Origin of the sequence: Crossiella sp. CA198 (genome assembly GCF_052078295.1) — a bacterium.
Taxonomy (GTDB): domain Bacteria; phylum Actinomycetota; class Actinomycetes; order Mycobacteriales; family Pseudonocardiaceae; genus Crossiella.
Genome location: NZ_JBQJIM010000025.1, coordinates 15,244 through 28,933 on the forward strand (window position 1 = coordinate 15,244; position 13,690 = coordinate 28,933).

Annotated in this window: 4 protein-coding genes; 1 reads left to right on the forward strand and 3 read right to left on the reverse strand. The window is 70.8% G+C overall.

Features of this window, described 5'->3' with window-relative positions:
* Positions 1-69 precede the first annotated feature (69 nt).
* From ACTOWY_RS34380 to ACTOWY_RS34390, 3 genes are all read right to left on the reverse strand, one after another.
* On the reverse strand, positions 70-3,585 hold the full coding sequence (locus ACTOWY_RS34380; protein ID WP_441313768.1) for an Ig-like domain repeat protein: 3,516 nt from the start codon (positions 3,583-3,585) through the stop codon (positions 70-72).
* A 40-nt stretch (positions 3,586-3,625) separates the two neighbouring features.
* The gene (locus ACTOWY_RS34385) at positions 3,626-4,135 is read right to left on the reverse strand and encodes an RICIN domain-containing protein (protein ID WP_441313769.1); all 510 of its coding nucleotides are present in this window, start codon (positions 4,133-4,135) and stop codon (positions 3,626-3,628) included.
* A 125-nt stretch (positions 4,136-4,260) separates the two neighbouring features.
* Complete coding sequence (locus tag ACTOWY_RS34390) at positions 4,261-9,933, reverse strand: hypothetical protein (RefSeq protein ID WP_441313770.1); 5,673 nt, start codon at positions 9,931-9,933, stop codon at positions 4,261-4,263.
* Positions 9,934-10,056: 123 nt separating this feature from the next.
* Here ACTOWY_RS34390 and ACTOWY_RS34395 point away from each other — a divergent pair, with 123 nt between their 5' ends.
* Positions 10,057-13,689 (forward strand): nSTAND1 domain-containing NTPase, encoded by a 3,633-nt coding sequence (locus ACTOWY_RS34395; RefSeq protein ID WP_441313771.1) that lies wholly within the window; start codon positions 10,057-10,059, stop codon positions 13,687-13,689.
* Position 13,690 lies beyond the last annotated feature (1 nt).

The window sequence follows — 13,690 nt, forward strand, 5'->3', positions numbered from 1 at the left end:
GTTGGCCAAAGTCGTACGCCCGGTTGGGCAAACCAGGCGTACGACTTGGGCCAACTCGACGGGTTTGGGTCAGGGCTGGATCGCCGTCCAGCGGGCGGTGATCGGTTCGCCGGTCAGCCGGACGGAGTCGCCGGACCACTTGCCGTCGGCCCCGCGCTGGCCGGTGTACTTGCCGATCGCGCCGTCGATCCAGTGGATGACGAACTCCACCTTGTCCACGCTCCGGCGCCCGTCCCGGATCTCGCCGGCGATCCCGTTGTAGGTGCCGCGGCCGCCCAGGGCGCCGGTCCGGTCGCCGGTCATGTCCAGGGTGACCACGTAGCCGTTGGTCTGGGTCATCGTCCACCGTCCGAGGAACGCGCCGAGCTGGATCAGGCGATTCCGGGCCGCCTCCGCCCTCGCGGTGTCGCCGGTCCGGGTGTGGATGGCCACGGCCTCCCACAGCGCGCCGATCAGCCCGTCCGTCAGGGCCCGGTCACCGGGGTTCTCCCGGATGAGCTGGTCGTACAGCTCGGTGGACTCGGTGACGAATTCGACCGCCTCGCCGTGCCTGCCCAGCTCGCCGAGGTAGTTGGCCGCCGGGTTGGCCAGCCACTCCGCCAGCTGTTTGCGGTGCGCCGGATCGGCCGCGGCCAGTGCGCGGATCAGCTCGATCGCCCCGGCGGTCCGGAGGTATCCGTCCGCCCGCTCGCCGCGATTCCACATCAGGTTGCCCTGCTCGATCAGCTCCTTGGCCCGAGCCAGATCCGGGCGGACGGTGTGCGTTTCGGTGACCGCGGCCCCGGTGAACACCTCGTCGCCGGTGTAGACCGCGGTGACCCGCCGTACGCCCAGCTCCAATCCCCTGATGGTGAGCATCTTCGCCGACACCGTGCCGTCGGGTGCGACGGTCACCGGCTGCTCGGAGATCACCCGCGCGCCGACCAGGAAGGCCACCTTGCCGGTGGGGACCCGGTTGTCGGTGTCGTGGATGGTGGCGGTCAGCGCGAACTGCTCACCGGCCGCCGAGGTCCGGCCCGGCGTGGTGACCAGGGAGACCCTGGGCACCGGGTAGCGGCCGCCGGTCAGGGTGAGATCACCGCTGAGCGCGCCGGCGCCGGGGAAGCCGCCCTGGCCGTTGATGATCAGCTCGAAGCCGGGTTCGCCGGTGCACAGGGTGCCGTGCGCGGTCACCGGCCTGCCCTCGGTCACCCCGGTCAGGTCGATCCGGTCGGCGGGCGGCTGCTTGGTGTGCACCTTGATCCAGTACTGGTTGGGTCCCTCGCAGCGGTCCCACTCCGCACGCGGGTTGCCCTGGATGGCCATGTACTCCACGAACGCCTCGAACCACTTCTTGCGGTCCGCGTCGCTGCTGCCCGGTTCGCAGGAGTGGGTCACCAGGTAGGCGATCTCCGGCAGGCCGGTGGTCAGCGCGATCTGCTTGCCGTAGGCGAAAAAGCAGTCGCCGGTGTAGGACAGGCCGGGTTCCGGTGAGCAGGACCGGTCGAACCGCAGCCCGATCTCCAGTGGTTGTCCCGGCTGGGACAGGGTGATCCGGCAGTCCGGGCTGTCCCGCACCACCCGGTCCGGCACGATCAGCTTCTCCCCGCAGGCGATGTTGCGGTCCACACAGGAGATGTGCTTGCCCCAGGAGGATTGCAGCCGCACGTGGTCGAAGTACTTCGGGTTGTCGGTGGTGTTGGCGGTGCCGGTGCGCAACTGGCGTGGGATCAGCACGGTGGGCTGCATGGTGCCCTCGTCGTTGCCCGCGCCAACGCAGATGCCGCCGGGTCCCGGGTAGGGGCAGGGCGTGCGGCGGCCGCCGCCGGTGAGCACGAAGTCCCGTCCGCCGTAGGCCACCTCCTGCTGGCCGCGGCCGTTGAAGTACTGCAGGAAGTCCCGGTGCCGGGTGTCCAGCTGGAGGTCGGCCATCCAGTCCGGCGGCCGGTAGCTCGCGCTCGCGGCCAACGCCATCTCCCCGCTGAAGCTGCCCGGTCCGGCGGTGGGCCGGACCGGCTGCGGCAGCCCGCCCACCCACGCCTCGACCATGGAGTCGGTGGTGCTGCCCTGGAACAGGTACGGCGACTGCTCGGCCTGCTTGCGCCGGAACGGCGCCACCCGCTGGTTGTCCTGGGATTCGGCGGCGTGCTTGAGGGCCAGGAAGTCCAGCACCTTCTTGGCCTCGGCGCGCACCGACTGGTCGAGGGCGAAGTCATACAGGTTGAGCAGCCCGAACAGCTGGTAGCGCACGTAGGGCCGGGCGTTGTACTCCTTGAAGTCCTCCCGCAACCACTGCGCGGTCATGTCCCCCAGGTAGGCCCGGACGCCGTTGGTCCGGTTGTCCGGGTTCGGGTCGCGGTTGTACTCCACCAGGTACTTGGGCTGGTGCGGTGGCGTCTGGGTCTGCGGCAGCAGTTCGTTGTGCAGGAACCGGGTGGTGCGGATCATCCAGGTGTGGTTCTCGGTCTCCGGGACGTCGGGCACGATGATGGTGCAGACGATCTCGTCCACCTTGGCGGTGCCGCCCTGCAACCACGCCCTGGCCGCGACCTCCTTCTCCAGCGCGGCCATCTTGGCCGGGTGCGAGGCCGGGTCCTCCGGTCCAAAAAGGACGGTGTGCGGCACCGTGCGCACCATGCCCCAGGCCCGCATCACCAGGGCCATGGTGATGTCCCAGTCCTCGGTGTCGGATCCGTTGGTGCGGCAGGCGGTCACCGCGTCCGTGCCCGGTTTGCCCGCGTGCGGGGGCACCCGCATCAGGTCGCTGATCACCCGCCGCCAGCCCGGATGCGTGCTGAACCGGTCCCTGGCCCCGGTCGGCGGCGGCCGCCAGCCCGGCGCCAGCCGGTCAAGGCAGCGCCGGTAGAGGCCGCTCGGATCGGCCATCAGCGGCGGGTCGGCGCCCAGCGCCCTGGCCAGTTCGGACCGCCCGGTCGGGTCCTCGACGAGTTTGAGCAGCGCGGCACTGGACACCACGTGACTCAGCGAGCCCTCGCCCCGGCCGGTGTTGTCCGGCTGCACGCAGGATTCCCACAGCAGCGCGGGAATCCGGCGGGCGTAGCCGTCCCGCACTGAGTCGGTCAGGGTGTCCGGCTGCGCGATCCAGCCGAAGTCCATTCGCTGGTACTCGCTGGGGTAGTCGCCGATGGCCCAGCGCTTGGTGGTGTTGTCCTCGGACAGTTCCAGGCCATCCGGATCGGTGCCGATCCGGGAGCCGTCGGAGAAGAACAGGCCGACCCGCAGGTTGAACCGCCAGGTGTCGTTGCCGTTGGGATCGATCACCATCGTGGTCATCCCGGCGTTGATCACATCCCGCGGGATCGGGGTGGTGATCCGCATCGGGAACGGGCCGTGGTCACTGCCGTCGTCGAAGTGCCCGAAGGTGTCCTCGACCACGGCCGCCTCGGTGCCGTTCTGGTCGGTGACCACGATTTTGATCCGGGTGTCGTGATCCTTGTCCTCATCGTTGGTGTGGAAGAAGACCTCGGCGCGTCGCAGCGTCACCTCGGCCGGATTCTGGTTCACTGCTTGGGGTTTGGCCTGCACCGGTGGGGTGAGCACGCTCGCCACCACTGCCGCGGTGAGCACGGATAGCCATCTCCGCATGGGGAATCCTTTCGTGGTCAGGGATTGTGGCGCGGAGTGGTCAGGTGGCCGGTGACCAGGTGTCGAGGGCGAACTTCTGCCAATGGATGTTCTGGCAGTCCATCTGCACCACCTCGGTCGGCACGGTGTGCTGGGTGTAGCCCGCGCTCAGGCATTTGTCGCTGTGCTGGGCGTGCTTTTCCAGGAACTTGGCGAAGGGGTCACGGGAGACGGATCGCCAGCGCTGGTTCGGGCTGCCCGCGCAGGGCTGCTGCACGATGTCCTCGCCGTGGCCGGTGCCGCTGTTCAGCACGGTCAGGCACAGCTCGGACGCCGCCGATTGGAGGCCGATCCAGCCCCCACCGTGGCTGAGCATGCGCCAGGCCTGGGGCCTGGACTTGTCGCACAGCTCGAAACTGATGTAGGCGCCGGGATCCGGGCTGCCCCACAGCGGGGCCAGGCACCCATTCCCACTGGTGATGACCCGCAGGTCCTCGGCCGGGGCGGCGGCCGCAGGGGTGAATCCGGTGCTGACCAGCGCGACGGCGGTGACCAGAACCAGCGTACGCATGCGTTGTCCCATGATGATCGTCCTTCGTGTTGGCCGTTGTCGTACGGTGTGTTGGCCGGATGGCGTACCAATTCGGCCAACACTGGGTACGACAACGGCCAACACACCGGGGGTTACGGTCGGGCTTAGCGCTGGAGTTCGGTCAGCTTCTGCTTGGCGGAGTCGAGCTTTGGCTGGTACTTGGCGTCGGCGGCGGTGAGGCGGGTGAAGATGTCCACCGCTTCCTGGGCCATGGCGATCGCCTCCGGCTTCTTGCCGTTGCCCATCGCGAATTCCGTGCCCGGCCACAGCAGCCAGGTGCCGAGCGGTTCGGCGTAGCGCGGACCCTTGTCCGCCACCTTGCGGCCCTCTGCGAGACCCTCCTGGACCTTGGCCAGCGCGCCGGGTTTGTCGCCCTTGTCCCAGGTGCGGATGCCTTGCCACATCAGAGCATCCGCTTCGTTCAGTTTGTGGTCGTGGTTGCCGGGTTCCTGTTGGCCTGCTTGACGTTCGGCGGTGACGGCCTCGCCGAGCAGGGCGATCGACTCGTCCAGCTTTCCGGTCTCGGCGAGGTAGGCGCTGACCGGCCAGCGGATCCAGGTGGCGAAGTGCGAGGCGTAGCGCGGTCCCTTGTCCACCAGGGCGCGGCCGACGGTGACGCCTTCGAGGGCCTTGTCCCTGCCCTTGTCCTTCTCGCCCTTGTCCCAGGTGCGAATTCCTTGCCACACCAGGGAATCGGCTTCGTTGAGCTTGTGCTCGTGGTTGCCGGGTTCCTGTTGGCCCGCTTGACGTGCGGCGGTCACGGCCTCACCCAGCAGGGCGATGGCCTCGTCGGGTTTGCCGCTCTCCGCGAGGAAAGCGCTGACCGGCCAACGGATCCAGGTGGCGAAGTGGGAGGCGTAACGCGGGCCCTTCGCGACCAGCGGGCGGGCGACGTTGATGCCTTCGAGGGCCTTGTCCAGGCCTCGGCCCTTCTCGCCCTTGTACCACAGGCGATTGCCCTGCCACACCAGGGCGTCCGCCTCATCTCGCTTGTGCTCGTGGTTGTCCGGTTCCTGCTGGGCCGCCTGACGGGAGGCGGTCACGGCCTCGCCGAGCAGCGCGACGGACTCGTCCACCTTGCCGGTCTCCGCCAGGAAAGCGCTGACCGGCCACCGGATCCAGGTGGCGAACGCCGCGGCGTAACGCGGGCTCTTGGACACCAGCGGGCGGGCCAGGTTGACGCCCTCCAGGGACCGGTCCCTGCCCTTGTCCTTCTCACCCTTGTCCCAGATCCGGCTGCCCTGCACCACCACGGTGGCCGCTTCGTAGAGCTTGTGCTCCAGGTTCTGCGGCTCCTGCTGGGACAGCTTGCGGAAGGCGGCGATGGCCTCCTCGTACAGGGCGATCGACTCGTCGAGCTTGCCGGACTCGGACAGGTAGTGGCCGACCGGGTGCCGGATCCACTGCCCGAACGTGGCGGCGTAGGACGGCCGCTCCCGGACCAGTTCCCTGGCCAGCACGAGTGCCTGCTTGGCCTTGGCGATGGCCGCTTCCCGCTCGTTGCGCGCCCACAGCTGGGTGGCCTCGGTGATCAGCGACTCGTTGTGCTGGTGCCGGATCTCGAAGGCCAGCTTGCTGATCGGCTCGGGCGCGGACCAGGTGATGCCGTCGGTGCTGGTGGAGACGTCGACCCGGTCGGGATCGGTGGCGTTGCGCCAGATCGCGGCGAGTTTGCCGCCCACCACGCCCAGCGAGGGCACCCCGACCGCGTGCGCGTTCGCGTGCAGGGCCCGTGGTGCGGCCCAGGCCCCGCCGTTGGCGGTGTCGCTGACGGACAGGCCGTCGTTGGGGCCGTTGCGCCAGACCGCGAACACCTTGCCGGTGAACTCGGTCAGGCTCGGCCCGTACTGGCTGAAGGCGCCGGGCAGCAACTGCTGGTTGCTCCAGTCGATGCCGTTGCCACTGGTGGCGAACCAGAGTGCCTGGTCGGCGTGCGCGCCGCGCCAGAGCTGGACCAGGGTGCCATTGAGCGTGGCCAGTCCGGGTGTGGCGTTGGTGCCGCCGTTGTTCTCGGTGTACCGGGGCCGCTTCCAGTTCTTGGCGTCGTGGCTGGAGGTGACCCACTTGCCCTGGTCGGCGCCCGGACCGCGGAAGATCAGCTGCAGCCGGTCGTTCTGCACGGACAGGCTGAGGCCGCCGGTGCCGACCGTGGCGGGCACCAGCCGGGCGGGCGTGGTCCAGGTGCGGCCGTCGGTGCTGGTGGCGATGGCCAGGGTGCGGCCGTTGTCGCCGTCCTGCCAGGAGAACGCCCCACTGCGCCAGATCGCGACCAGCTTGTTCTGGAAGGCGGCCAGGACCGGGACGTCGCCGGAGGTGTGCGGGCCGGAGATGGTGACCGGCGGCCACCATGCCTTGCCGTCCTCGCTGGTGGCGACCAGAACTTCGTCCTGCCTGCCCTGCCACACCATGAAGTGCTTGCCGTTCAGCGTGGCCCGCGCGGAGCCGCCGAGTCCGCCGACGGTCTTGCCGATCTCGGTGGGCGGCACCGGGTTGGGCTCGCCGGGGGGATCCAGCGGGTAGTCCGGGTGGGTGGCCTTGGTCTGGATCCGCAGCGAACGCATCAGTGCGCTGGTGATCTGCGGGTCCTGCGCGGCCGGGTTGGTGACCAGGTCGGTGGAGTAGTACTCGATCCGTTCGCCGAGCGCGCCCCGGCGCAGCCCGGAGATGGTGACCAGGCAGCGGGCCACCGGGTCCTGGGTGGTGACCTGTTCCGGGGCCGCGGCGCAGTTGGGCAGCTCGGACTGGCTGAACACGTTCTGCTCGTGCAGTGGAGGCAGCTGGGCGGCCGCGTTCTGCGCCGCCTTGGCGTACAGCCCGGCGAGCGGGCTGATCTCGTTGGCCACCGAGGGCCGGACGTTGAGCGAGGCCGGGATCGCCTTGGTGCCGTAGATCAGCTCCCGGAAACGCGCGTCGCTTTGCAGCGCGGTGGGGAAGCCGACCTCCAGGTAGGCGCGCAGCAGGCGCAGGTTGGTGTCGACCCGGACCGCCTCGGGCAGTCGCGGCGTCGGGTCCTTGACGTCGTTGGTGATCAGCCCGTAGTAGGCGGCCCTGCGGGTGGCCAGGGTCTTGTCGATCAGCGGGTGGGTCTGGTTGGTGTAGCTCTCGCTGACCGTGCTCGTCTTGGGCTCGTACCCCGTCTCGCGGATCTTCTTGGTGAGTCCGGGCTCATGCGGGACGCACGCACCCTCCCGCGGTTGATCACGGACGGTGTCCTTGCCAGGGAACTCGCACAGCGTCACGGTGCCCAGGCCATTGGCCGTGGCCAGGTCCAGCTTGGCGGAGTGGCCCGGGATCACCCCCCGGACCTCGAACGAGACATCGAGCTGCACCTTCTTCCGCTGCCCGACCTTGGTGAACTTCGAGCAGACCACATGCGCGGGCTGGCCCCACTCGCACGGGATGATGACCTCGTGCGGCAGGTCGTACTGCTCGTAGTCGATCCGGTTGTCGCGCACCCGGCTCCAGCAGGTATCCAGCTCCATGCCGGGGTGCAGCTGCTTGAGCAGCCGCAGTGGCGCGGGCAGCTTGTCGCTCCTGATGAACGCGGGCATCCCCGAGATGGTCGTCTCGGGGTTGCCAGGCTCCTGGCACCGGGGGACGTCGACGTCGTCCCGTTTCATGAAGCCCTCGACCCGCTGGTTCCGGTCGGCCCACAGGTTGAACGGGCGACCGGGCTCCTGCACGGCGGGGTCGGACTCGTACCGCTTCAGCCCGTTGGCCAGCTCGGTGAGCCGGGCGGCGTTGTCCTGCTGGACCCGCTCCAGCAGCGAGTTGGTGGCGGTCCACGGTCCGGTGGCCGGTTTGAACCGGGGCTGGTTGAACCGCCGGGCCGCCGCGATCACGTCCTCGCCCGCGGTCAGCAGGTACTGCACCCTGGCCACGGTCTTCTTGCCGTTCAGCTCGACCAGCTGTTCCTGCGCGGACAGCGCCGGGTTCTGGTTCATCAGGGTGCTGTAGGAGCGCATCGCCGCGGCCAGCAGGTCGGCGTTGGGCACCCCGGAGCCGGGGTGGCCGTTGCCGTACTGGGCGCCGACGTTGTTGACCGCCCAGGTCTTGAGATAGTTCACCAGGAAGGTGGAGTTGTTGCCGGGCAACACGCTCTCCGGCGCCGCGTCCTGGCCGTTGTGCATGAACAGGGCGGTGCGGGCGAGGTCGTCGCCGCCGTCGGAGTACGCCTGCGCGGCCTCCTTGTAGTTGTCGTTGCCCTGGTCGAAGGAGGGAATCGGACGCCCCTCGCGGGCGGCGTAGTCCAGGTACTTGCGGACCGCGCCGCGGAAGTCCTTGGCCCCGTCGGCCTGCACGGCGGCCATCAGCTGCTGGTGGTTGGACTGCATGTTCGAGGCGATGCCCAGCAGGTGCGCGTGCAGGTCCTTGATCTGCTGGGTCAGCTGGAAGTTGGACCGCGCGATGGCGATCAGCACCTCGTCGAACTTCAGCAGCATGTCGCCGTACATCAGGTTGAGCGTGGCGTCGATGCGGTCGAACCGGACGTTGACGTGCTGGTGGAAGGCGATCAGGAAGTCCTTGAGCTGGGTGAAGCTCTCCCGCATCTCTTTGTGCATGTTCTGGATGGCCACCAGCTCCGGGCTGGGACCACCGCCGCCGCTGCCGAGCAGGCCGACCAGGGTGGCGATCAGGCCGACCGCCGCGCCGATCACGGTGCCGATGGCAGGCACGATCGAGCCGATCGCGGCGCCGGTGGCGATCCCGGTGTACAGCGCGGCCACCGCGTTGATCATCGGCGCCACGTGCTTGCCGATTTTGATCAGGGTGTCGGCGAACTTCATCAGCTCCGTGGCGTAGCGCGGGCTGAGCACCTTGGCCACGGTCGCGATGGCGGACAGGCCGCCCTCGATCTGGTCCAGGTACTCGTCGAACTTCTTGGCGTCCTCGGCGTACTGCTTGAGCTTGTCCTCGGTCGGGCGCTTGATCTCACCGGTGACCGGGTCGACGTGCTCCTTGACCCAGGCCAGCGCCTTGCCCAGCGGGCTGTCCGGCGAGTTCGGGTCGCCGAGCACCTTGATCAGCGGCTTGATCTGCTTGCTCAGCGCCGCCATGCCCTCGGGGAAGCCCTGCTGGAACCCGGCCTGGATGGCCTCGACGTCGATGACCTTCTTGATCTGTGGCAGCTGCTTGAGCGCGTCCAGCGGCGCGGTCGGGTCCACCGCGGCGGTCTCGGCCACGGTCGCCTTGCCCAGCCGGTTCTGCCAGACGCCGTTGAGGGTGGCGTCCTGGCTCGCGGCCTCGCGCAGGGCCTTCCAGATGGTCGGCGCGATCTCGATGGAGGAGGCGGTGATCTGGGTCAGCACGCCCCGCAGATCCTCCGGCGCGCTGGTCGCCTTGAGATCGCGGGTGGTCAGCGCGCCGAGCAGCACCTTGAGCTGCGGGCCGCCCCGGTCCACCTCGGGGATGGCGTAGAGCGCCTCCACACCCCTGCCGAGGGTGTCCGGCACCAGATCGCGGACGGTGGCCGGGGCCACGGCAAGGCCGACCACCCGCTCCACGTCGGCGGCGTGCCGGTCCAGGGCGTCCGCGGATGCGGCAGGGTTCTTGGCCCGCCAGTCCACCAGCTCGGCGCTGAGCAGCAGGTTGCGGTCGTGGGTGCGGCCGTTGTCCTTGAGCTGGACGGCGGCGCTGAACAACGCGGTGGACAGCTGCTCCGGGGTGATCCCCGGATCGGCCGCGACCGCCTTCGGCACGGCCACCGCAGTCGCCAGCACCGCGGTCGCCGCGGTGGCTATGACGAGGCGTCTGGCGAGCCTGGTCGGATTCGTCATCAGGAAGTCTCTTTCGGCTGTACGGGGTATGTGCGGTGGGTCTACCGTGACCGCGTTGTTTACCGCCGGGCCGATGATCGGAAACAACGTTCGGCTGCACCAAAGTGCGATCAGGAGGCCGTTGTGCCACGGGGGGAACGGCCGCTGGACGCGGCCGACAGCGCGCTGGGCCGCTTCGCCGCCGAACTGCGCGAGCTACGCGCTCAGGCCGGGTCGCCGACCTACCGGGAACTCGCCGCGCGGGTGGGCTACTCGGTCGCCGCGCTGTCCAAGGCCGCCGGTGGCCGGGCGTTGCCGAGCCTGGCGGTGACGCTGGCCTACGTGCGCGCCTGCGGTGGGGATGCCGGGCAGTGGCAGGAGCGGTGGCGGACGGTGTCGGCCGAACTCACCGCCGGTGACGACCCGGTGGACACCGGTGCGCCGTATGTGGGGCTCGCGCCGTTCCAGGCCGGGGACGCCGGGCGGTTCTTCGGGCGGGACGCGGTGATCGAGGAGCTGCTCGGGCTGGTGCGGGAGCGCCGGTTCACCGGGGTGTTCGGGGCCTCCGGGGCTGGCAAGTCCTCGGTGTTGCGGGCGGGGCTGCTGGCCCGCGCGGAGGGGTCATCGGTGCTGTTCACCCCTGGTCAGCACCCTGTGGCCGAGTTGGCGGCGCGGGTGGGCGAGGGTGATCCGCTGGTGGTGGTGGATCAGTTCGAGGAGCTGTTCACCCTCTGCGAGGACGAGGCCGAGCGGGTGGCGTTCGTCGAGGCGCTGGTGGGCGCCGCGGACCAGGGACGGGCCCGGGTGGTGATCGGGGTCCGGGCCGACTTCTACGGACGCTGCGGGCGTTATCCGGCGCTGGTGGCGGCCTTGCGTGGTGGGCAGTTGCTCGTCGGCGCGATGGGCCCGGAGGAACTGCGGCAGGTGATCACCCGGCCGGCCGCGGACGCGGACTGCATGGTCGAGGCCGCGCTGGTGTCCCGGCTGATCGCGGACGCGGCCGGCCAGGCGGTGGTGCTGCCGCTGGTCTCGCACGCCTTGCTGGAGACCTGGCGGCGGCGCAGCGGGGCCACCCTCACCCTGGCCGGATACGAGGCGGCGGGCGGGATCGAGCACGCCATCGCGCGCACCGCCGAGCAGGTCTACACCGGGTTCACCGAGCCGGAACGGGAGATCGCGCGCCGGGTGTTCCTGCGGCTGATCGCCTTCCCGGACGGCGCCGAACCGGCCAAGCGGCGGGTCCGGCGGGACGAGCTGGAGACCGGGGCGGTGCTGGACCGGCTCACCGCGGCCCGGCTGCTGACCGTGGACGCCGACACCGTGGAGTTCGGCCACGAGGCGTTGCTGCGCTGCTGGCCGCGGCTGCGTGAGTGGATCGCCGAGGACCGCGCCGGGCTGCGCGTGCACCGGATGCTCACCGAGGCCGCGCAGGTGTGGCAGGCGCACGAGCACGACCCCGGCACGCTCTACCGCGGCAGCCGCTTGGCGGTGGCCCGCGACTGGTCGGCCACGGCCGTGCTCACCGCGGTGGAGCAGCGGTTCCTGGCCGCGAGCACGGCCGCCGAACAGGCCGAGGCGGTCACCGCCCGGCGGCAGGCCACCCGGTTGCGGCGGCTGGTCGCACTGCTGTCGGTGCTGCTGATCGCGGCCACGGCGGCAGGCGGGTACGCGGTGCGCGCCGAGCAGGAGGCCACCGAGCAGCGCAACGTGGCCATTGCCCGGCGGGTGCTCACCGGTGCGGACGCGGTGCGGGCCGTCGACCCGGCGTTGGCCGGGCAACTCGTGCTGGCCGCACACCGGATCGCCCCGCTGGCCGAGACCAGGGACACCCTGCTCAGCGCCTACGCCGCCCCGCGCTCGACCCGGCTGGCCGGGCACACCAGCACCGACGTCTTCGCCGCCTACGCGCCGGACGGCAGGCGGATGGCCACCGTCGGCGGGGACCTGACCCTGCGGCTGTGGGAGGTTTCCGGGCCGCCCACGCAACTCAGCGTGACCACGCTGCCGGAGAAGCTGCTGGCGGTGGCCTTCGCGCACAACGGCAGCACGCTGGCCACGGTGGGGGAGTCGAACCTGCGGCTGTGGGCGGTCGGCGATCCAGGCAAACCGGTGCAGCTGTGGGCAGAACCCGGTGGCGCGGCGGCGTACGGCTCGCTGGCCTTCAGCGCCGACGACGGTCTGCTGGCGGTCGCGTCCAACCAGAAATCCGTGCGGCTGCTGGATGTCCGCGATCCGCGACAGCCGCGCGAGCTGTCCGCGCCCGCCACCGGTTCGACGCCGGAGTCGGTCCGCTCGACCGCGGTCGGATTCCGGCCGGACGGCCGGGTGCTGGCGGTGGCCTCCGGGGACACGGTGCGGCTGTGGGAGATCAACGAGCCTGCCGCGCCCCGGCCGCTGGGTGTCCTTTCCGGACACACCGGGCTGATCACCGGGGTGTCCTTCGACCGGGACGGCCGCTGGCTGGCCACCTCCAGCTGGGACAACCGGGTCCGGCTGTGGGCGGTCGCCGACCCGGCCGCACCGGTGGCGGGCGCCGTGCTCACCGGGCATCCGAGCGCGGTGTGGTCGATCGCGTTCAGTCCGGACGGCGCCACCCTGGCCTCCACCGGCGGCGGCACGATCCTGTGGGATGTCAGCGATCGCGGCGCCCCCAAGGCGATCACCACCATCCCGGGCGGGCGCGCCTCGGCGGTGTTCAGCCCGGACGGGTCGACCATCGCGGCCGCTGATGAGGATCGCGGCGTCCGGTTGCAGGAACTGCGGGCGCTGCCGCTGGTCGGCCACCGCGATGTGCTGGCCGCGGTGGCTTTCGCGCCGGGCGGGCGGGTGCTGGCCACCGGCAGCTGGGACGGCACCGCGCGGCTGTGGGAGATCGGCGATCCGCGGGAGCGGCGGGAACTGGCCACCATCGCCGGTGGCGCGGGCCCGGTCCGGTCGGTGCGGTTCAGCCCGGACGGGCGGGTGCTCGCGGTCGGCCAGGAGGACGCGGTGCGGTTGTGGGATCTCGCCGATCCGCGCGCGCCCCGGCGGCTGGTCGTGCTGCCGGAACCGAGTGTGGCGGTGGACTTCGCCCCCGACGGCAAGCTGCTGGCCGTCGGCGGGCCGGGCGCGCTGAGCCTGTGGAGCCTGGACGGGCAGCCGCGCTCGGTCGCCCGCCGCCCCTATCCCGGCATGGTGTGGACCGTGCTGTTCAGCCCGGACGGCCGGACCCTGGCCACCGGCGGCGACGGTGAGCGGCCGACCCGCCTGTGGGATGTGCGCGATCCGGCCAACCCGGCCGCCGTGGAGTTCCCGGCCGGTAAGGAGGACATGGTCACCGCCCGCTCGTTCAGCCCCGACGGCCGCCTGCTGGCCACCTGGCACGAACCGGCGAAAGCGGTGCGGCTGCTGGATGTCTCCGATCCCGGCCGGCCGCGGGCGCTGGCCACGCTGTCCGGTCACACCGGCGTGGTGTGGATGACGGCGTTCTCCCCGGACGGGCGGCTGCTGGCCACCGCGGGCGCGGACCGCACGATCCGGCTGTGGGACGTGACCCGGCCGCACCGGCCGGACCATGTCGGCACGCTGACCGGGCATACCGACCAGGTGGCCGCGGTGGCGTTCAGCCCGGACAGCCGGTTGCTGGCCAGCGCGGGCACGGACCGGGCGGCGCGGCTGTGGGAGACCGACGTGACCCGCGCGGCCGCGGCGACCTGTGCCGGGGCCCGGCCGATCACCCGGGAGCAGTGGGCCCGGCACCTGCCCGAACGCGACTACGCCCCGCCCTGCGGCGGCTGAC